Annotated in this window: 21 protein-coding genes; 13 read left to right on the top strand and 8 right to left on the bottom strand. The window is 36.8% G+C overall.

All coding sequences use genetic code 11. The annotated features are described in order from the left end of the window. Window positions 1-324: 324 nt before the first annotated feature. Both ABXH34_RS09730 and ABXH34_RS09725 read right to left on the bottom strand, forming a co-directional pair. Window positions 325-777: a helix-turn-helix domain-containing protein gene (locus ABXH34_RS09730; RefSeq protein ID WP_353571684.1), complete on the bottom strand. Its 453-nt coding sequence runs from the start codon at window positions 775-777 to the stop codon at window positions 325-327. After that, complete coding sequence (locus ABXH34_RS09725; protein WP_353571683.1) at window positions 777-1,088, bottom strand: type II toxin-antitoxin system HigB family toxin; 312 nt, start codon at window positions 1,086-1,088, stop codon at window positions 777-779. The genes ABXH34_RS09730 and ABXH34_RS09725 overlap by 1 nt, the downstream gene beginning before the upstream one ends. Before the next feature lie 331 nt (window positions 1,089-1,419). Between ABXH34_RS09725 and ABXH34_RS09720 the strand changes: the two genes are divergently transcribed. Beyond that, entirely contained in the window at window positions 1,420-1,638 is a 219-nt protein-coding gene (locus ABXH34_RS09720; protein WP_353571682.1) for a hypothetical protein, read from the top strand. A 101-nt stretch (window positions 1,639-1,739) separates the two neighbouring features. Here the strand turns inward: ABXH34_RS09720 and ABXH34_RS09715 are convergent, their stop codons facing one another. The 4 genes from ABXH34_RS09715 to ABXH34_RS09700 all read right to left on the bottom strand — a co-directional run bounded on the left by ABXH34_RS09715 (window position 1,740) and on the right by ABXH34_RS09700 (window position 5,842). Beyond that, window positions 1,740-2,648, bottom strand: a complete 909-nt coding sequence (locus tag ABXH34_RS09715; RefSeq protein ID WP_353571681.1) for an Abi family protein — start codon at window positions 2,646-2,648, stop codon at window positions 1,740-1,742. A gap of 184 nt (window positions 2,649-2,832) precedes the next feature. Further along, window positions 2,833-4,098: a (Fe-S)-binding protein gene (locus tag ABXH34_RS09710; RefSeq protein WP_353571680.1), complete on the bottom strand. Its 1,266-nt coding sequence runs from the start codon at window positions 4,096-4,098 to the stop codon at window positions 2,833-2,835. After that, window positions 4,095-4,754 carry a hypothetical protein gene (locus ABXH34_RS09705; RefSeq protein WP_353571679.1) on the bottom strand — a complete coding sequence of 220 codons (660 nt, stop codon included), beginning with the start codon at window positions 4,752-4,754 and terminating at the stop codon, window positions 4,095-4,097. The genes ABXH34_RS09710 and ABXH34_RS09705 overlap by 4 nt, the downstream gene beginning before the upstream one ends. Next, window positions 4,751-5,842 carry a hydrogenase small subunit gene (locus tag ABXH34_RS09700; RefSeq protein ID WP_353571678.1) on the bottom strand — a complete coding sequence of 364 codons (1,092 nt, stop codon included), beginning with the start codon at window positions 5,840-5,842 and terminating at the stop codon, window positions 4,751-4,753. Before ABXH34_RS09700 ends, ABXH34_RS09705 begins: the two co-directional genes overlap by 4 nt. Window positions 5,843-6,847: 1,005 nt before the next feature. Between ABXH34_RS09700 and ABXH34_RS09695 the strand changes: the two genes are divergently transcribed. Genes ABXH34_RS09695 through ABXH34_RS09680 form a run of 4 tightly spaced genes read left to right on the top strand, consistent with a single transcriptional unit; the run spans window position 6,848 to window position 10,663 of the window. Continuing rightward, on the top strand, window positions 6,848-7,786 hold the full coding sequence (locus ABXH34_RS09695; protein ID WP_353571677.1) for an NAD-dependent epimerase/dehydratase family protein: 939 nt from the start codon (window positions 6,848-6,850) through the stop codon (window positions 7,784-7,786). Beyond that, a complete protein-coding gene (locus tag ABXH34_RS09690; RefSeq protein ID WP_353571676.1) occupies window positions 7,786-8,979 on the top strand; it encodes a glycosyltransferase family 4 protein in 1,194 nt (397 codons plus the stop codon). The genes ABXH34_RS09695 and ABXH34_RS09690 overlap by 1 nt, the downstream gene beginning before the upstream one ends. Next, a complete protein-coding gene (locus ABXH34_RS09685) occupies window positions 8,969-9,946 on the top strand; it encodes a radical SAM protein (protein WP_353571675.1) in 978 nt (325 codons plus the stop codon). The genes ABXH34_RS09690 and ABXH34_RS09685 overlap by 11 nt, the downstream gene beginning before the upstream one ends. Continuing rightward, window positions 9,947-10,663, top strand: a complete 717-nt coding sequence (locus ABXH34_RS09680; protein WP_353571674.1) for a WG repeat-containing protein — start codon at window positions 9,947-9,949, stop codon at window positions 10,661-10,663. On the opposite strand, the gene ABXH34_RS09675 is transcribed toward ABXH34_RS09680, so the two are convergent. Continuing rightward, on the bottom strand, window positions 10,644-10,868 hold the full coding sequence (locus ABXH34_RS09675) for a hypothetical protein (protein WP_353571673.1): 225 nt from the start codon (window positions 10,866-10,868) through the stop codon (window positions 10,644-10,646). The genes ABXH34_RS09680 and ABXH34_RS09675 overlap by 20 nt on opposite strands. Window positions 10,869-11,175: 307 nt before the next feature. On the opposite strand from ABXH34_RS09675, the gene ABXH34_RS09670 reads away from it, so the two are divergent. Further along, on the top strand, window positions 11,176-11,682 hold the full coding sequence (locus tag ABXH34_RS09670; protein ID WP_353571672.1) for a DsrE family protein: 507 nt from the start codon (window positions 11,176-11,178) through the stop codon (window positions 11,680-11,682). Between the two features lie 54 nt (window positions 11,683-11,736). On the opposite strand, the gene ABXH34_RS09665 is transcribed toward ABXH34_RS09670, so the two are convergent. After that, window positions 11,737-12,333, bottom strand: coding sequence for an XTP/dITP diphosphatase (locus tag ABXH34_RS09665; RefSeq protein ID WP_353571671.1), 597 nt, complete (start codon window positions 12,331-12,333; stop codon window positions 11,737-11,739). Between the two features lie 130 nt (window positions 12,334-12,463). On the opposite strand from ABXH34_RS09665, the gene ABXH34_RS09660 reads away from it, so the two are divergent. The 7 genes from ABXH34_RS09660 to ABXH34_RS09630 all read left to right on the top strand — a co-directional run bounded on the left by ABXH34_RS09660 (window position 12,464) and on the right by ABXH34_RS09630 (window position 21,152). Further along, window positions 12,464-13,480, top strand: a complete 1,017-nt coding sequence (locus tag ABXH34_RS09660; RefSeq protein ID WP_353571670.1) for a YhdH/YhfP family quinone oxidoreductase — start codon at window positions 12,464-12,466, stop codon at window positions 13,478-13,480. 48 nt (window positions 13,481-13,528) lie between these two features. Continuing rightward, window positions 13,529-14,698, top strand: coding sequence for an O-antigen ligase family protein (locus ABXH34_RS09655; RefSeq protein WP_353571669.1), 1,170 nt, complete (start codon window positions 13,529-13,531; stop codon window positions 14,696-14,698). 63 nt (window positions 14,699-14,761) lie between these two features. Beyond that, window positions 14,762-15,508 carry a hypothetical protein gene (locus ABXH34_RS09650; RefSeq protein WP_353571668.1) on the top strand — a complete coding sequence of 249 codons (747 nt, stop codon included), beginning with the start codon at window positions 14,762-14,764 and terminating at the stop codon, window positions 15,506-15,508. 123 nt (window positions 15,509-15,631) lie between these two features. Then, window positions 15,632-17,515: a penicillin-binding protein 2 gene (gene mrdA, locus ABXH34_RS09645; protein ID WP_353571667.1), complete on the top strand. Its 1,884-nt coding sequence runs from the start codon at window positions 15,632-15,634 to the stop codon at window positions 17,513-17,515. Between the two features lie 616 nt (window positions 17,516-18,131). Further along, on the top strand, window positions 18,132-19,166 hold the full coding sequence (gene ftsY / locus ABXH34_RS09640) for a signal recognition particle-docking protein FtsY (protein WP_502710405.1): 1,035 nt from the start codon (window positions 18,132-18,134) through the stop codon (window positions 19,164-19,166). A 4-nt stretch (window positions 19,167-19,170) separates the two neighbouring features. Next, window positions 19,171-20,121 (top strand): hypothetical protein, encoded by a 951-nt coding sequence (locus ABXH34_RS09635; protein WP_353571666.1) that lies wholly within the window; start codon window positions 19,171-19,173, stop codon window positions 20,119-20,121. A 113-nt stretch (window positions 20,122-20,234) separates the two neighbouring features. Then, complete coding sequence (locus ABXH34_RS09630) at window positions 20,235-21,152, top strand: TAXI family TRAP transporter solute-binding subunit (protein ID WP_353571665.1); 918 nt, start codon at window positions 20,235-20,237, stop codon at window positions 21,150-21,152. Window positions 21,153-21,349 lie beyond the last annotated feature (197 nt).

Here is a 21,349-nt window from a genome sequence, read left to right as displayed (position 1 = left end):
TAAATCTCTTGAAAATCATATTGGGGCTACTTGGAACTTTATTCACCATTACAATCAAAATATTCAAAAACCTTCTTTATCCACTATTCAATAATAAATAATTAATTAAATTAAACACTATTTTGTGCAGGACTACCTAATCTTTAAATCGCTTAAGCCTGTAGGGTCGATCTTTGCTCCATTGGTAACAATTCCGTCATACAGTTCCCATAATAATTCTTGTTCACCAGAAGTTTTTAGTAAATTTAGATTAAAAATGGATTTTACTTAGAACACTGGTCAATGATAGCCCACAGCAAACATTAACTGTTAGAGTAACCCTTCTCAGCTAACCACCCTCAAATCAAAGAAAATAGCAGGGCTTATATTAAATCGTTGAGAAAGCTTGGTGATATGCTCTCTTGTTAAGTTTCTTTTTCCATTTAATATCATAGAAACAAGAGACTTTGAGCCTATTTCATCTTGCAGATCAGTAGCAGTTAAATTGTGTTGCTCCATTAAAACTCGAATAGCTGATATACCTTGATTAATATCTTTTGCTTCTTTATCGAACAAAATAATATCATCTTGTTTTGATTCATATTGTTCTATGGCTTTGGATACAATATCAATCAAATCATTTAGCGGTTCATCTGGTTTATCCTCAGCTTGTTCAAACAAATATTCAATAATTTCTAAAGCTTCTTCGTAATCTTGTTCTGATTGAATATGTAAAATGTGATATGCCTGTGACGCAAATCCTAAAAATGAACTGGTTAAAGCTTTTTTGGCTAACATTATAATTTTCCTTTTCTATATTTGACACAAAGCTTATCGTATTCGGCATGAGTAACAATATGCTTTACATATATTTTTTGAGATGAAAACAAAATTGCAACAATTAACCTTAAATTATTTCCACCTATATCAATAATCCACCATTTGCCCTTATATTTAAAATTATCTAACGAAGCAAATACAGCCTTCATTTTATCTGGTGTATCAAATTCTCCTTTTCGTAGCACATTATATACATCCATTATTTTTTCTTTATCATTCGGATATTTATTCGTAGCTTCTGCAAACGTCTTTTTTGTAATAACATGCACGACAATTTCCTTTGTTTACATATTGTGAACTATAGCATTGCTTCTTTGAGTTTACAATATGTGAACTATTAAAATTTAAAAACATATCTTAGTTCAGATGGTGGGTTACTTGATTGGCAAACAGCAAGATCGTTAGCTTACATGAAAAATTCTAAGTCGATAGAATAAAAGAGGTTTATGCTAGATAAATCAATCCCTCTCAACCAAATACTCAGCTAATAACTCGGTCAAGCCTAAAGTCGGTATATCTGTATCATAAAGGCATTTATAAATTTTCTCACAAAATATCAATATGCTACTATGCTTTATATTAAGTATTCTCAAGGAGAAAATGATGCAAGAAGCAATTGAATTTGAAACCATAATCAGTAATGGCAATTTATTAATTCCAAATAATTTGCAAAGCTGGGAAGGGCAAACAGTCAAAGTATTTATCGTTCCAAAAACAGAACAGCTTGATAACCTTGATGATATTTTTGGCTGCATTAGCTACACAGGAGAAACTAAAACGCTAGAAGATATGGAGCAGGGCATTTTAAATGAAAGCTAATATTAAATTGCTTAAATAACGCACCAGCATATTGAACACCAACGCGTTTTATAAAACTAATCATCCTCAACTAACTACTCTCAAATCAATGTAGGTAAATTTCATTTTGCTATATTGCTTAACACAGTTAAATTGCTGTCATCAACAATACCAATTGCATCTAAAGGTACTTGAGGATAAGCTTCAATTAGAGAGTGTAGCTTTTGCTGTAGGTTAAATTCAGGCGCAATAATATTGAGGTAATGGGATATAATAAGTAGATTTTTAAAAACTTTCCTATTATTAAAATCATAACCTTTCAGTTGCTTTTTTATGTAGTTAGGAATTTGTGGCGAAATTGGTAAGTTAGTATTCCAAATACGAACGTGATGAGCACACATATTACGAATATGTACTAAGGCATATAAACTTGATTCCATCACAATCGGTTTTGGGAGTGAAAATAATGCCGTTATTTCTCTTTTATCTGCTGTTTTTAAATTTGTAAATAACTTTGATAATGTTCCAAATGAAATGGTTTCAATTGAAACCCAGATAGGGGGTAAATAAGGTGTTGAGTATTTTGAGTAATAATGTTTTATATCTACATGAGTCTCACGCTTTCTATTAACATCATTTTCAATTTTTTTGGTTAATTCAGTGAAATGTTCCCTATTCTGAAACAATGTTGGATTTAAAAACCAATGAGCATCATTATATTTTTCAGCAAGCTGATTCGCTAAACAACTCCTGACAGCAATTTCAATCATTTCTATACTTTGCATTAACAAACTGCGTAGTTGGCTGTCAAAGAAATAACAAGCAAATATATCATCAATTGTCACACCACAAGAGAAGTGCTTATCTGTAGCATTAAGGAAATAGTGTGCATAACCTCTTAATCGATGATAGCCAATAGATTGTATTTGATGACTTGCTTGTTTATAGCTGGGAACAGTTAAACCTCTGGACTCAAGGCGTAATAATTGTGTTTGGGTTGATGAAGGGATTTTACAAAAGGGCAGGGGCATAATTTTAGATGGGATTAGACAATAAAGGCTCGCCAGTTGCGCATCGTTGAGAGGCGTGGCGAGTTCTATTAGTTACAATTATAGGGATAATTTTTAGTTAAGTCAACTAGTTAGCCATTACCTTTACACAACGTGTACAATTTTATTCAGTAGTACTTAATTATCAAAGATTTAGCTTAAAAAACTAACCCTCCTCAACTAAATGCTCAGCGAGCAACTCAGTCAATCCTAAAATTGGCATATCCATATCATAGGCTTCTAAACCTTCTTCCATCACAATACGGCAGTTTGCACAAGCGGTAACCAAGGCATCCACGTTGGCTTCTTTAAGTTGGTTTTTTTTGTGTTTAAAGACTTGAGTGCGTAACTCTTCAGCTTCCTCAATTGCACTGAGACCACCACCGCCGCCACAACACCAATTCATCATCCCAGCATCAGGCATTTCAGTAAAATTATTGCTAATCATATTCATCAAATTACGCGGTTGTTGTACCACGCCGCCACGCCGTACCAATTGACAAGGATCATGGAAGGTTAAACGTTGTTCTTCAAAGCCTTCCGTTTTCAATAAACCTTCAGCACGTAACTCGTCCAACACTTCAATAATATGTTTCACTTTAAAGCCAAACGCGCGTCCCATTAGATTAGGCCCTTCCCAGCGAATCGCACTATAAGCATGACCACATTCAGGACTGATGACGGTTTTCACTTTTAACGATTCTGCTGCATTAACCACGCGGCTGACCAATTCCCGCGCAATGTCACTTGAACCCATTTGAATCCCCGTATTTGTTGCCTCAAAAGCTTTACTGCTGAGCGTCCATGATTTGCCTGCTTGCTTCATGATTTTGGCAATGGCTTCTAAATATTCGGGAAAATTCATGATTTCCATTGAAGATAACAGCACCATATATTCCACGCCTTCTGCATCAAATGGAATGGTTAAACCTGTGTCTTTTTCAATGTGTTTGACTTGGGCTTGTAAGGCGGGCAATTTCACACCCATAGGACTGCCAATGGTAATCGCGCGTTTTGCTGCACCAATTTGACCTTCTGGTGAATGACCTGCGGCGACCATGCCTTCACGGGCTTTGCGAATCATACCCGTAATATCATTGCCCACAGGACACACCATTGAACAACGACCGCACAAGGTACAGCTATCATAAATAAGATGTTTCCATTGTTTTAAATCATCGTCATTCAATTTGCGGCTCATGCCTAAGCTGGATTTTAACCAGCCCCACAGTGTGTATTCCTGTTCCCAAACTTTGCGTAACGGCTCTAATTTGTAAATCGGGGTGTATTTTGGGTCATCGGTTTCGGTGTAAAACAAACAGGCTTCAGCACAGATGCCACAGCGAACACAACTCTGGAAATATGCCGCCACACTGCTGTCAATTTGTTCTTGAAATGCGTGATAGCCACGTTCAAAACTCGCGCTGCTCATATCTCAACTCCTCTATGACCTGCATTTTCACCAGTGTAATAACGGGCGAGGAATAGGGTGAAGGTGTGCATTAATTTGGTGAATGGGAATACGATTAATAGCAATTCAACGCTTAAAATGTGCAAGGCGAGCATCAACGGATAGGGTTCAACTAAATGATGAAATGCCATGAAGCCCGTGACCAAAGGCAATAAGGTGACGAACCATGCAAGCCAATCACCAAAGCCTGTTAACAAGCGCAATACAGGATTGGTTAAACGGTTGATGAACAATGCGATTAAGCCGAGAATTGCCATGATGGTGGCGAAATCGATTATTGCATTAGGTAATGAGTACCAGCTAAAACCCAAGGCGGCTTCAAATAATACAATGTGGGGCGCGAAGAATAATAAGGTGATAAATAAACCGATATGGAAAACATAGCCTGCCACCACGGTTGTGATAGCGCGTGGTAAAACAGCTTGATTCGGCACGAAACGGCTGAAAATGGTGCGTACACCGCCAGCCACGCCACTGCCTCGTTTTTCTGCTAAATTGGCTTTGCGTCCTAGTAAAATAATTTCTAATAAACGTAAAGTCACGCCGAAAATGAAAATCGCTAATGACCAGTGAAATGCGTCGCCGCGTACCCAGAGTAAAAATTCTGCGTAGTTCATGAGTCCTCCCGTTCTAAATCTTCAATAGTCACTGTTTCATGGGTTTTGCGAGCATTATTGCGTTTTGCGATGTTCATTGCGCCCGCAGCCACACCCATTGCCGCCCCAGCTGCCAACGCATAACCCGCCGCTTGTGCTGTACCCGATAATGGGACGGAAACCGCTTTGTAAAAACTGCCCGCATCCCAAAAATCAGGCTCAGAACAGCCAATACAGCCATGACCCGCTTCAATTGGAAAACTCACGCCTTCATTCCATTTTGCAGTGGCACAGGCGTTATAAGTGGTAGGCCCTTTACAGCCCAATTTATATAAACACCAGCCTTTTTTCGCGCCTTCATCGTCAAAGGTTTCAGCAAATTGTCCACGATCATAGAAGGGTCGGCGGTAACAACGGTCATGGATATTTTGTCCATAAAAAGACATGGGGCGTTTTAGCGAATCCAATTCTGGCAAGGTATTAAAGGTGAGGAAATGCGCGATAATGCCTGTAATCACCATTGGAATCGGCGGACAACCGGGGACGTTAATCACAGGTTTATCGGTAATTAAATCTTGTACAGCAACCGCGCCTGTGGGATTGGGTTCAGCTTTGGGTAAGCCCCCGAATGCGGCACATGTACCCACGGCAATAATCGCTTTTGCATCTTTGGCGACTTCGTGGAACATATCGACGTTGCTAATGCCTGCGATGGTGGAATAGCCTTTATTCGCGGTTGGGATTGAGCCATCGACGATTAATAGATATTCACCTTTATTAGCTTGCATGGCTAATTCGCGGGCATGTTCGGCAGCATCGCCAGACGCGGCTTGTAAAGTATGGTGGTAATCTAAGGAGAGTAAATCAAAAATCAGACTTTCTAAAGTCGGTGCGTGGGAACGGGTTAAGGATTCGGTACAGCCCGTACATTCTTGAAAAGACAGCCAAATTACTGATTGACGTTTGGCATTTTCTAAGGCTTGGGCGATTTGTGGAATCATCGCGGGTGGCAGTGCCAGCATAGATGCCGTTGCCGCACAGAATTTAAGAAAACCACGCCGACTGATGCCTTGAGATCGCAGGCTTGCGCCAATGGTTTTTTGAGACATGTTACCCTCCTCGGTATTGGGAGAAATGAGTGAACAAAATGTGTGTTGCACTCCAGTTAAGTCTTATGAGTAAAACCGATTACTATTTGCTGTTATAAGAATTATTATTATCAATTTAAAATATGTTTATATATGAATATTATTTTAGGCTAATATTACGCAGTTTGGAATAAGAATAAGGGGTTTTATTTTTAATCTTGTTCATGAACAATTTTGATAAACTGTTGTTTTGAGTTAATCGACACTGTTTTGCAGATAAACAAAGCTTCTTAGAGGCATATATCTTCAGACGTAACACGTAAAAAAATTGTATTAATACAACAGAGAATGAAGTATTGATGAACCATAATCCAACATCCTCACCCCTTTTTATTGCCAAAAGAAGTCGATCTGAAATCTATTCTTCTATTTTAATTTATTTTAGTTTTGCTAACTTAATTTGGGGGTACGATTACTCTCTCATATTTCCCAATATCACCTACGCATCTAATGTTATATATTGGATTGGTCTATTTGCCATTTCGATAACGCTTTGTAACGGGGTGTTTATTTTTCTTACACCTAAATACAAGATTGATGCTGAATATTTGTACTTATACATTAGTTTTTTAGAATTCAAAAAAATCCTACGCTCTGAAATTGAACATATTGATGAAATAACAGGCATATGGAACAGAAAAGGAGTGAAGTTTGTTTTAAAAAGTGGTAGAGAAATTCGTTATTTTCCTTATAAGCAAATCTTGCTACATGAGTTATACCGTTCCCACAAGCCTTGATATTTGTTCCATCAGAAAAAGAATAAAACCAAGCTAAAATCCATCGTATTAACACAAAAAACGAAACCTAAAAGTTTATCAAATTGCTTAAAGAATATCGTACAGTGCTGATGAATTTTCATCAAAAGCTAAAAACTTTCACCTTTCAGGCAAACAGATTTATCTCTCTAAAGCAAATATTTTAATTTTCTGATAATATAGTTAAATTAAAATTTAATCGTAAAAAATAATGCATATATTAATTACAGGTGGCGCAGGTTTCATTGGTAGAACCTTATGTGAAACACTCATTAGAAAAAACATCCAAATCACTATTATTGATAAAAAACCGACTTTTTTAAATAAAAACGCGATAGTGAACTACATACAAGCCAATGTGTGTAATAAGGATAAAATACAGTCTATATTCGATACATATCAATTTGATGGCATTGTTCATCTCGCTGCCGTTTCCCGAGTGGTTGAAGCTGAAATGAATAAACCAGAATGCAGAAAAACCAATGTTGAAGGCATTCAAGTTGTGCTTAATGCGATTGAGCAGTCACAGCAAAATCCATGGCTCATCTTTGGTAGTAGTCGAGAAGTTTATGGTGAGCAATCTCAATTGCCTGTAAAAGAAAATGATTTAAAGCAAGCAGTTAATGTTTATGGTGAAACCAAGATTAAGGGCGAAACCTTATTTTTTGATTTTGCTAAACAACATGATTTAAGTTGCGCTATTGTACGTTTTTCGAATGTCTATGGTAATCGTTATGATATTTTTGATCGGGTTATTCCCAGATTTATCCGTGCTATCGTTGAAAATAGCACTTTAACAATCGAAGGTGGCGATCAATTAATTGATTTTACACATATTGATGATACCGTAGCCAGCCTTGTAAAAATCATATTTTACCTAGATAAGCATGATAATATCCAAGACGCATTTCATCTATGCCCCGGTATTGGTTGGTCTTTACAACAATTAATTCAGTATATTGAAAATGCCACGGGTCAAGAGGCGCAAATAAAAGTCAATCCCAAGAGAAACTATGATGTTGTCAAATTTGTAGGCGATATGAATTACTCAAGGAATAAACTGGGACTGAAGGAATTTATTGATTTGGAAGTAGGTATTCAGCGTTCGATTGATGAATATTGCTATGATTTACAAGGATGTGTTGAGTAATGAATGTTTTAAAAGTGATTCATGGTTTTCCGCCTGATTATATGGCGGGTTCGGAAGTGTATTCTTATCATTTAGTAAAAGCATTGTTGCCATTAGTGAATAAAATCAATGTGTTTACTCGGGTAGAAAATGAGTTTGATCCCGAATATACAGTTTATGATGAGATTTATGATGAAATACCCGTTCGACGCATTAATAAAGTTCGCCGCGACTATGTTTACCAAGACAAATTCCAGAATCGCGAGACGGATATTATTTTTAAAAATTATATAGAACATGTACAGCCTGATATTGTTCATTTTGGACATCTTTCTCATTTATCCACTCATTTAGTAAAAATTGTCGCTAAAGAATATAAATTGCCTATTGTGTTTACGATTCATGATTTCTGGTTATTCTGTGTTAAAGGGCAACTTATAAACCAAGAAGGGCTGCGCTGTAGCGGTCAGTCAGCGGAAAAATGCCATCATTGTTCACCTTATCAAACTACGATAAATGAAGTGCAAAATACGCTAAATCACATGCGTGAATTGATTGACATGATTGATGTATTCCTTGTTCCATCACACACTTTGCGGGATTTCTTTATTCAACAAGGTGTTCCAGCCACTAAGCTTTTATATTCCAAATACGGGTTTAATTCACAAAATATAAGCTATCAGCCTAAAAAATATGAAAAACAGGCTGAAATCAACTTTGGATTTATGGGAAGAGTGATTCCAAGTAAAGGTATTAAAGTGCTAACCGATGCTTTCCAAAATATTGGTGCAAAATTATCGATTTATGGAAACATTGGCAATCAAAAACGTTTCTTAGAAAAGGAAAATATTCAATTTAAAGGTGGATATGATAATAAGAGCATTAATCAAGTCTTACACGAGATAGATGTGCTGATTGTGCCTTCAACTTGGTTAGAAAACTCGCCGCTGGTTATTCAAGAAGCTTTTCTTGCGGGTGTGCCAGTGATTACATCTAATATTGGTGGTATGAAAGAACTTGTTATAGAAGGAAAAAATGGGTTTTTATTTGAAGTAGGTAATGCAGAATCATTAAAAGACTGTATTACAAAAATCACTGATAATCCTCAAATACTCAATACCTTAGATGTATCAAAACACAGTGTGCGTACTATTGAAGAAGATGCCGCTTTTGTGCTAAATACCTATAAAAAATATACCAATCATGCAATATGACATCCCTTGGCGTATCACCATAGATACCAATCCCGATCAGTGTAATTTGAATTGTATTATGTGTGATACGCATAGTATTTATAAAAAAGATGCGCCAATTAAAAGACAACGTATGTCGCCTGAACTATTGGATACCATTTTAGATCAAGCTGTTAGCCTGAATATAAAACAAATTATCCCTAGTACTATGGGTGAGCCATTACTTTATCCTTATTTTGAACATTTTATTGATAAATTGAAAAATACCCAGACTAAACTCAATTTAACCACCAATGGCACTTTTCCTAAAAAAGGCGTGGCGGTGTGGGCTGAAAAAATACTGCCTGTTACATCTGACACAAAAATTTCAATTAACGGCATATCAAAACAAATCAATGAATCTATTATGATTAATGCTGATACTGGCATGATGTTGGAAAATATTCGTACTTATTTGCAAATCAGAGATGAAACGAGAATCAATAATACTGAGCATCATCCTACGGTTACGTTACAAATGACCTTCATGCAAAAAAATTTATTTTCTATCAAAGAACTGATTGAATTTGCGATAAAAAATAAGGTTGACCGAGTGAAAGGGCATCATCTATGGATTACGCATCCTGAATTAATTCAACAAGATTTACGTCGTCCTGAGCATATTAATGAATGGAATCGTTTTATTGAAGAAATTGAACCTTATCGCACACAGATAAATTTAGAAAATTTTGAGCTTTTATCTGAAACATCAGAGATAAACCAGTCTTATGATTGTCCATTTTTAGGTAAAGAACTTTGGATAGATTGTTATGGCAATTACAATGTCTGCTGTGCGCCTTCTGAGAAACGTAAAACATTAGGAAATTTTGGTAATATTCATACAACACCCATTAATCAGTTTTTTGCTACAGAACAATATCAATGGCTTTTAAAAAATTATAAAAATCAACCACTTTGCCAAACCTGTTTGTTACGGAAGTCTAAATAAATGTCGACTGTCACATTATCCTTTGATGAAACACACCATATTATTGATGGTAAAGCACTTTATTCTAATCGATTTGATAAAATTCAAAATTTTCATTCCCCACCTGATTATGCTCCTGTTGAGCTAAATCACACCGCTTTTTTTATTAATCTTAAAGGGGAAAAAGTATTTAATCGTACATTTAATCATGCTTTTGGATTTTACGATGGTATTGCCACTGTTTCAGATGATCTTGGTTTTTTTCATATTAATCAAGCAGGACAAGATATTCATTCATTTCGATTTGAATGGTCAGGAAATTTTCAGGAAAATTATTGTGTTGTAAAAGATATAGTGACCCAAAATTTTTTTCATATTGATAGACAAGCAAACTCAATTTATCCAGAGCAATATGCTTATGTCGGTGATTATAAATATGGTATTGCGGTTATTGTGAATGAATTAGGTTTATCTACTCATATCAATAATAAGGGGCATTTTATACATAATCAATTTTTTTTGGAGCTGGATGTGTATCACAAAGGATATGCCATTGCAAAAGATAAACTTGGCTATTTTCATATTGATAAACAAGGGATTGCACTTTATTCAGCCCATTATCAAAAATTAGAGCCTTTTTATAATGATAGAGCGGTTGCGGTTGCTCATGACAATACAAAACTGATTATTTCGCCAATAGGAGATATTATCCAAATAATTAATCAAAAACCATTTTAATAATCAATACTATACCCGTTGCAATTTGAATCAATGCTCTTGGGCGATTATTCTTAAACGACTGTTCCAAATTATTAATTGCTTTAATTTGCGCAGAACGTAAATCCGTTTCATCTAAAGATGGGATATTTTGCAACCTTGCTCGCAATGTCGCACTTTGTTTAAACCACTCCCTTAAAGTCTCAGGATGATGGAAATGAAACACCTTGCGCTGCGAATAGATTCACGTCTTGCATTGACTGTACAACCCAGCCTGCTGCTTGCAATAGAACATCAATTTTGTCTCTAGCAATTTGTGCTGGATGCTGATTCATAGAGCAAATTAACTCATGATAAAAATAAACTATTAAAATATATGTGCACTTGAAGTTGAGTTTCTTGGGCATACACCACCAAGCTGAACTTAATAGCAAGCTAATTTCACCTCCAAAAAACAGCAAATAGAAAACTGCTTGACTTGGTAGCAATCACACATAAAAATACTGATTGAAAATCACCTAAGGAGAACTTCAATGTTAAAAAATATACTGGCTTCTATATGTATCAGTTTATGCTTATTTTTTAATACAGTTTATGCAGAAACAGCTCAACCCAATGATGCGATTGCACTAAAAGACGTGGCTATAGGTAAAGCGGTTTTTGATATTAATATTGCGGGAAATAACCCACAAAAGTTGGCTTTATATTTAAAAGTAATCCAAGAAACATACGAAGGCTTAGTCGCACAAAATGTACACCCCGATATTTTATTAGCCTTTCGTGGCTCAGCGGTGCAAATGATTAGTACAAATCAGCCAGAAAATATTGCATTAGATACAGAAGAGCAATTAGAACAAGTTGCTGACATATTAAAAGATTTAGTTGAAAAAGGTGTGAAACTTGAAGCCTGTTCAGTGGCGACACGTGTGTTTAATGTGTCCAATGATTCATTGTTACCCAATATCCAAGCAGTTGGAAATACCTTTATTTCTTTAATTGGTTATCAAGCGAAAGGTTACGCTGTGATTCCGATTTATTAATAGGTATTAGGATTGGCAATGTTTTGATTTAAAATAAGCCAATCCTTTAATATTTTATAAATATTTTTTCACTTGTTGCTTAAATAATTGAATGGCTTGGCCACGATGGCTTAATTGATTTTTAGTTTCGGCAGCTAATTGTGCTGAACTACAATTATGAGTTGGTACAAAGAATAAGGGATCATAACCGAAACCATTTTCACCTTGTGCTGCAGTTAAAATACGTCCTTCCCAAGTGCCTTGGCAAATCAGAGGTGTTGCATCTTCCGCATGACGCATAAAAACAATAATACATTGAAAACGAGCAGTACGCTCAACTTCAGGTACATCTTGTAATCTTTCTAACATCAATTGATTATTAGTCTTATCATTTGCACCTTCTCCTGCAAACCGTGCTGAATAAATCCCCGGTGCACCTTGCAACGCATCAACTTCAAGCCCTGAATCATCAGCCAAAGCAGGTAATGACGTTTGTTGAGCTGCATGGCGAGCTTTTAAAATCGCATTTTCAACAAAAGTTAAGCCTGTTTCTTCCACATTTGACACATCAAATTGCGTTTGTGGCACAACTTCAATCTGAAAATCTGTGAAAATTTGTTGAAATTCACGAATTTTGCCTTTATTTCCGCTTGCAATAACAATCTTGTCCATTTTTATCCCTTTAGACTGTATAAAATATAATCGGTATATTTTACGCTAAGTTGCTTAGTTCTACAGTATTTTGAGTGAATTTATAAATCAGTTAGAATAAACTGCTAAGCCTATTTTGTATGGAATAACCGTGACTCATTCAAAACTTCCCAGCACATTTAAAGTGCTACGCACAATTGATGACACGATTTTTCAGCGCGAACTGATAGATTTGCCCTCAAGTGAATTGCCTGAAAATGAAGTGTTAATTCAAGTGGCTTATTCTTCTCTAAATTATAAAGATGCTTTGTCCACGACAGGCCATAAAGGTATCACCCGTCACTACCCTCATACAGCAGGTTGTGACGCAGCAGGCATTGTCATTGAGACTCAAACGGATAAGCTGATTGTCGGTGAAAAAGTCATCGTGACGGGCTATGATTTAGGCATGAATTACAGCGGCGGTTTTGCAGAATATATCCGTGTGCCAGTGAATTGGGTTGTTAAATTGCCAAATAATCTGAGTTTAGAACAAAGTATGATTTATGGCACAGCAGGTTATACCGCAGCATTATCAATTTATAAACTATTACAAAATGGTTCAACCCCGCAACAAGGCAAGGTTTTAGTCACAGGTGCAACAGGTGGTGTGGGCTGTATCGCGGTTTCTATTTTAGCTAAATTAGGCTATGAAGTGACTGCCATGACGGGCAAAGCTGATAAAGTTGATTTTTTAACCCAATTAGGCGCAAGCGAAATCGTCGGACGTAATATTTTACAAACAACATCAAAGCCATTATTAAAACCCCAGTGGGCAGCCGTGGTAGATACCGTTGGCGGCGAAAGCTTAATCACTGCTTTAAAATCAGTACAATACGGTGGGAGTATCACAACCTGTGGCACAGTTTCAGGCATGAAATTAGAAACCCAAGTCTTCCCATTTATTTTACGTGGTATCAATTTATTAGGGATTGCATCAGCGGAATCAGGGTATGACATTCGCTTGAAATTATGGAATTTATTGGCAAATGATTGGAAAATCAACCAATGGGATGTTATAGCAACACATTGTAATTTAGAACAATTAAACACTATTTATATTGATAAAATGTTACGCGGCGAACTATATGGACGTACTATTGTTGATATTAACCCTTTAATTGCTTAGCCTTTGTTAACAGGATAAAATGCGCTAAACATCAGTTTGGATAATTTAATGTTTGCAAAAAATTTGCTATGGATACAGCGGGTTTTACTTATTGTTATCGGTTTTAGTTTGCCTATTTCAGTCGCGTTACCCAATATGTTATTTGGTTTATTGTTAATTATCACCATTTTGCATGTAGGGCTGTGTTCTGCAAAAAATGCACATTCTGTTATCAAAAATCCATTATTGTGGTCGTCTCTCAGTCTCGTCATTTTAATCTTGCTAGGCAGTATTTACAGCTCAGCGACTCAAAGCGCGATTATCGATAATATTAAACAATACAAAGAATTTCTGCTGATTCCGCTATTTTTATATGGATTTCAGGATAAATTTGCCAGAATTTGGGGATTTAAAGCTTTTTTTGCTGCAATGGGACTGACTTTAATTTTATCCTTTTTTGTGACACTAACAAATAACCCATTATATGGTTTGATTCATGGTGATGCGAGCAATGCCTATGTGTTTAAAAATCATATTACTCAAAGTTTACTGATTGTACTCAGTGCTTATTTTATCGCTGTCTTGGCGTATCAAAAAAAGATATGGTGGCCTATTATTATCATTGGTTTAGCCATTTATGATGTTATATTTTTGACCCAAGGCCGAACAGGTTATTTAATATTAGCTTGCCTGATTTTACTATTTAGTTGGCAGCTATTGCATTGGCGTGGTTTTATGCTGGGATTATTAGCCGTCGTGATATTAGGTTTTAGCACTTACTATACGTCAAGCAATTTGCAACATCGAGTTGATAAAGTGATTGTGGGTTTAAAACATCAAGCGGCTGAAACAGATTCAATCCGATTACGTCTTAATTTTTATGAACATAGTTGGAAATTATGGCAACAACAACCGATATTGGGTTCAGGCACAGGCAGCTTTGTACATCGCTATGCAGCGCAAGAGCCCTCACATCCAACAACAAACCCTCACAATGAATATTTGATGATGGCAGTACAATGGGGTGTGATCGGATTAAGTATTTTTGCTTGGTTTATCTATCAATTATGGTATTTAGCATTGAAATTGCCCGAACCACAACAAAAAATGGCGCAAGGGATGTTTATAACCATTGTAGTAGGCTGTTTGGTTAACTCTTTATTTCTGGATTTTACCGAAGGCCATGTATTTGCTTATTTAATTGGTGTTTTTTATAGCAGTGAACAGCTTTATAATTAAAATAATATCTCAAAGGCTGAAAGTCCTAACACTGGATTTATCCGAATTATTAGAGAATGAATTATGAACAGCAACTTTTTTAAATTATGTGGTTTTTTGATCGTAGTGATGTTGGCCAGTACAACTCATGCTGAAGGGTTTGATTTATTTGATAAAGATAGGAATAAACCCAAAATACCACCCGCACCTAAAACAGAACCCAAACCTAATACAACACCAGTGAACCCATTTCAAAGCTTACCAAAACCTAAGCCCAAACCACCTGTTAAAATGCTGCCACAAAAAGATTTTGTGTTAAAAGGGGTCAGTCAAATTGGTGAACGCTATATTGTATTTTTGGAAACGCCGAATACCAAAGTTATCAAAGTGGACATGGAAGACAAACGACGGGCATCAGTTAAAAATGGCTATCCAGACTATCACCTGATTCGAATGACTGATCGTAAAGTCAAAGTTGATTATCCTGACAACGCCCCTTGTCGCCGTCCAAATCCAAAAAAAGGTCTCAAATGCACCAATGGCGGTAAATCTGCGACTTTAGAATTTATTGTGGGTACTGCACTTGCACCACCACCTAAAGCTGCGGTGAGTAAAAATCCACCCAATGAAGTTAATCCATTCCTTGCAGCAATGAACAAAAATAAAGAACTTTCTGATGAAGAGAAGAAAAAACGTGATGCTGCATTGAAAAAACGTCGCGAATTATATAAAAACTTCAAACGCCAAGTGATTAAAGATGAAGATGTACCAGAAGGTATGCGTGTTGTCCGTACCCCATTTGGTGACAGATTAGTGCCTGACAAACGTTAAAACCTGAAACATCATATTCAGGACTGGCAAATTCTAGCTACTATTTCTTAATTTTAGGGTTGTCAGTCCTGTTATGCTAGTTCAAACTTCACTCATCATTCCTAATTGATAATCCATCATTAAATGAAAACTGGTTTTATTCTCAAAAATGCGCAACTAGAAAATAAACTGTTCTTTAACCGCATCATCATCGCATGGCTGTTAGTCATCCTCTGCTTTGGCGGCGTTATTACGCGGCTGGTTTATTTGCAAGTGATTAAACATCAAGCTTATAGCACTATGTCTGAAGATAACCGGATTAAAGTGCTACCACTACCACCTCAACGCGGTATGATTTATGATCGAAATGGTGTCCAACTGGCTCGCAATGAAATTTCTTATAGTTTAGAGATTATCCCTGCAAAAGTAGACAATATGCAGGAAGTACTAGAAAATTTAAAAAAAATCATTGATATTAAAGAAGAAGATATAGAGCGTTTTTATAAATTACGGCGACAAAAACGTGGGTTTGAACCTGTACCACTGCGTTTTGACCTCAGTGAACAAGAAAAAAATCATTTTGCAGTAAAACGTTATCGTTTCCCAGGGGTTAATATTCATTCAAATTGGCGGCGCGTTTATCCAAAAAATGCCACAGGTGTGCACATCATCGGTTATGTAGGGCGTATTAATGAGCGGGAATTAAAATATTTAGACCCTTATGAATACATGGGAACAAATTATGTTGGCAAAATTGGGGTTGAAAAATTCTATGAAAAAGAATTGCATGGCAAAGTAGGTACTCAAAAAGTAGAAGTCAATGTACAAGGGCGTATTCTCAGAGTATTAGAACGCACACCACCTGTTCGAGGCATGGATTTATACCTAAATGTTGACATGGAATTTCAAAATTATGCCGAAAATTTAGTCAAAAAAGAACGGGCATCCATCGTCGCTATTGATCCTAGAACAGGTGCCGTACTCGCATTGGTCAGCATGCCTTACTATGATCCTAATTTATTTGTCAATGGTATCGATCATAAAACCTATGGCGAATTACGAGATTCTCCCAACCGACCTATGTTTAATCGCGCGATTCGTGGTCAATATCCACCGGGTTCAACAGTAAAACCTTTTGTGGGTTTAGCAGGATTGGATTATGGCGTACGTACCGAATATAGTACGACATGGTGTCCAGGTTGGTATCGATTAAAAGACCATCCGCATAAATATCGAGATTGGAAACGTAGTGGGCATGGGCACATGAATTTACATCATGCCATGGAGCAATCTTGTGACGTATATTTTTATGATTTATCTTATGATTTAGGTATTGATAGATTAAATAAATTCCTGACTCGATTTGGATTTGGTGATAAAACGGGGATTGATGTTTACAGCGAAGTCAGTGGCCTCATGCCCTCTCGAGCATGGAAAGAACGGGCACGTAAAAAAATGTGGTATCCCGGTGAAACCCTAATTACGGGGATTGGTCAAGGCTTCATGTTGTCAACCCCAATACAATTAGCCTCAGCGACAGCTACTTTAGCAATGAAAGGCCAATTTCATCAACCACGTGTGGCCTTTGCTTTAGATGATGCAACCACAGGCGAAATACATATTATCCAAGGTGAACGCCAAGCTGATGTCACGTTGAAAAAACAAGAATATTGGGATATGGTTGTTAAATCCATGGAAGCGGTATTATATGGGCGTTTAGGCACAGCGCGAAAAGTTGGACGTGGTTCAAATTATCGGTTTGCAGGCAAAACAGGAACGGCGCAAGTTTTTACAATCAAACAAGATGAACGCTATAACGCCAAGAAATTAGATAAACGATTGCATGACCATGCCTTATTTGTCTCTTTTGCCCCCGTTGATGATCCACAGATTGCGGTAGCAGTGATTATTGAAAATGGCGGAAGTGGTAGTAAAACCGCCGCACCGATTGCCAAGAAAGTAATGGATTTTTATTTAGCGAAAAACGCCAATATTCCATTGCCAAAACTGAAAAAGAAACGGCGTTAAGATAGAGCCAGAAAATCTTTTGTTTTTAATCTAAAAAACTGGATTATTCTGATGTCAAACTAGAATTGCTGTACTGTTTATCATAGTATTCAGTACAATGCTAGCCCACTGATGAAACTACAAGTATATGAAAAGGTAATCAATGTTAGGATTTTCACGCAAACCTGCTGACCCACAAGCAGAAAATACGGCTGAGCCAGAAAGCCACCAAGACCCTGATACTGAAATAGCAGAGAACCCAGTTCAAGAAGAAATAACTGAAACTCAAAAATCTAGTTTTTGGGGATTTGGATTAAAAAAATCAGAGTCAGAAACAAAACCTGAAACCTCTGAATCAGAATCAATTGAAGCCGACCCTGAAGAAACCATTGAAAAGAAACCAACCACTGTTTTTGGTTTTAAAATTGGTGGCGATAAACCGAGTTTGGAAACTTCCGAGTCAAAATCTGATATTCAGGAAATAGAATCAACTGAGTCAGACCCTGAAGAAATCCCAGAAAAGAAACCGACTACTGTTTTTGGTTTTAAAATTGGTGGCGATAAATCGAGTTCGGAAATCGCTGAGCCAGAATCTAATCTTCAAGAAATAGAATCAACTGAGTCAGACCCTGAAGAAATCCCAGAAAAGAAACCGACTACTGTTTTTGGTTTTAAAATTGGTGGAGAAAAAGAAGAATCTGAATCAGAAGATAGTACAGAAGAACAACCGAAAGCAGGTTTTTTCGAGCGTTTAAAACAAGGCCTCAGTCGTACTCGTGAAAATTTCACCACAGGCTTGGTCAATTTATTTGCTGAAACCAAAGCAATTGATGATGATTTGTTGGAAGAAATCGAAACTTTGTTATTAACCGCAGATGTCGGGATTGAGTCAACTCAGTTAATTATTGACGATTTACATAAACGGGTTGCCAAAGACCAGCTTAAAGAAAGCGGAGAGTTATACACGATTCTGAAAGAAAACATGCAAAACTTGCTAGAGCCTGTTGAGCAGCCATTGGAGGTTCCTGAAGATTTAAATGCACCGTATGTCATTTTGATGATTGGGATTAATGGTGCAGGTAAAACCACGACCATTGGTAAATTAGCCAAGCGTTTCCAAAGCCAAGGTAAAAGTGTGATGTTGGCTGCGGGTGACACATTCCGTGCAGCGGCGGTTGAACAATTGAAAGTATGGGGTGAACGCAATGATGTAGCAGTAGTTGCTCAGCATGATAAAGCGGATTCGGCAGCAGTTATTTTTGATGCCTTAGAATCGGCTAAAGCTAAAAATATTGATGTATTGATTGCCGACACTGCGGGACGCTTGCATACTCAAACTCATTTGATGGATGAATTGAAGAAAATCAGGCGAGTTATGTCGCGATTGGACGAAAATGCACCGCATGAAGTGATGTTAGTGCTAGATGCTTCAATTGGGCAAAATGCCTTGAATCAAGCGAAAGAATTTCACAAGGCTATCGGTATTACAGGGATTAATATCACCAAGCTTGATGGTACTGCAAAAGGAGGAATTATTTTTGCTGTAGCACATCAACTGGGTTTGCCAATTCGATTTATTGGGGTCGGTGAACAAATTGATGATCTAAGAGTCTTTAATGCACAGCAATTTGTTGAGGCATTATTGACAACACAAGAAGAGCAAGAGGGCTAGCCTAATGTTAATTAGACAATCTCGCGGCTGGATGTTGTTATTAATTCTATTGATAGCAAGCTGTTCGCAACAAGGCGATGAAGAGTTAAACCAAGAAATACCCGTTAGGATTCCCATAGAAACCCCGACAGTATCAGTAACACCACAACCCGAGATTGTCGAACCAGAACTAACAGTTCCCGAAGTTATTGAAGAATTACCAGCCGTTGAGCCAGAAATTGTTGAACCTGAAGTAGAAGAATTACCAACCGTTGAGCCAGAAATTGTTGAACCTGAAGTAGAAGAATTACCAACCGTTGAGCCAGAAATAATTGAATCTGAAATCGAAGAATTGCCGACTGTTGAGCCAGAGATTGTTGAACCTGAAGTAGAAGAATTGCCGACTGTTGAGCCAGAGATTGTTGAACCTGAAGTAGAAGAATTGCCAACCGTTGAGCCAGAGATTGTTGAACCTGAAATCGAAGAACTACCAACTGTTGAACCTGAAGTCGAAGAATTACCGACTGTTGAACCAGAAACTGAAGAATTGCCAACCGTTGAGCCAGAAATAATTGATGTTGAAGATAATGTTATTCCTAATTATCCTCGTTTTCCTACCAAAGTAACGCATAATGACTTTTTTGAACCGAACAAACTTATTTCTTTAGGCATTGAAATCACTAATATTTTAGACAAAGAAATTGAATATTTTGACGGCCATATTATCATATACGATAACCTTAATAACTTACTTGGTAGCTTAGATTTTGTTGAAAATAACATCTTAAAATTAAGCTTTTTCCGCCATCGCTATGTGTTAAAACCCGAACAAACCAAAGTCTGGGGACTTGCGATTAAAGAAACTGAAGATAATGATTTTTATCAGAATTTACAAAATAAAGCCGCTAGTGGTTTGAAAGCAGAATTTATTGTGACACTCATTAAATATGTAGATGGTACAGAAGATATTTTCTGATATAACCCAATGATTATTTACAATAACTGTGCATTAAGCTTGATTTTATATGATAGAACAGGCTAAATGTATAGTGTATTAAGTGAACTCACTTTTCAATTAGGAGGATATTTGTGAAAAAGCTCAACCAATATATGCTAACAGGATTTTTATTACTGTTTTCAACCAACAGCTTTGCATTAGATGAAATCAAAATTGGTGCAGGTGGTGCTTCAGGCGAATACACTAATACAATTGTTCCCGCATTAAATAAAGCCCTTACAGACTACGGTTATCGGGCAAGAGCAGTCATCTCAGCAGGCAGCCAAGCCAATATTGATAAAGTCTTATCAGGCGAATTACCTGCAGGTTTAAGTCAGTTAGACGTTGCGGCATTAAACATGACTCCAGAAAAAGACCCAGATGAAAAATTAGTTTTACTTGGTAAAATTGCCCCAGAAGCATTATTTTGTGCAGCACGTAAAGAAGGTAAAATCAACAGCTACCACGATATTACAGACGAACAAGCAACCCCTTTAAAAGTTTCTGTAGGCCGTGAAGATAGTGGCACAGCAAAGACGTTCCAATTTTTGATGAATATTGACCCTGAATTGAATGATTCTAAAGTTAAATTGTACCATCGTCCAAATGTGAAAGTAGAATTAAACCGTTTGATTTCAGGTCGTCGTGATTTAGTATGTTTTGTGATGTCTCCAAATCCTGATAATGAGCGGATTGAAATGGTAATGAAAAGTGAAGAACTGATCTTTATTACCATTGATGAGCCTGCATTTGCAGAAGCTAAGTTTTCAGGTGCTAATGTATATGATATCCTTGAAGTACCTGTTTCTGGAGGTATTTTAGGCTTTAATCAAACTAAAGTGAAAACATTGGTCACTTGGGTTGGTATTGTGGTCAATGAATCCCAAGCAGATGAAAAATTATTAGATGCACTAAGCACTGTGGCAATGCGCCCTGACTTATTGCCTGAAGGCAGTTTAGCAGGTAAGGCAACACGTTTATTTAATAGTCTACGTGATATTGTTCAATAATCATTGCAGCAAATATATCACTACATTAAATATATAATTTCAAATGTGGTGATATACAAATAATATCTAAATTTTATAATAAATTCAGTATTTTAAAGTATATTTTCCTGCCACTTCTACCCAATAAACCCACATTTCTTGATAATACCAAATTTTAAGTATATTTAATTTCTACCACTATCAAACAAATCAAACCC

It is taken from the genome of Candidatus Albibeggiatoa sp. nov. BB20, assembly GCA_016744725.1.
Lineage (GTDB): Bacteria > Pseudomonadota > Gammaproteobacteria > Beggiatoales > Beggiatoaceae > Albibeggiatoa.
Note: the sequence above shows the minus strand (reverse complement) of the source record. Positions and strands in the feature narration are given on the sequence as shown.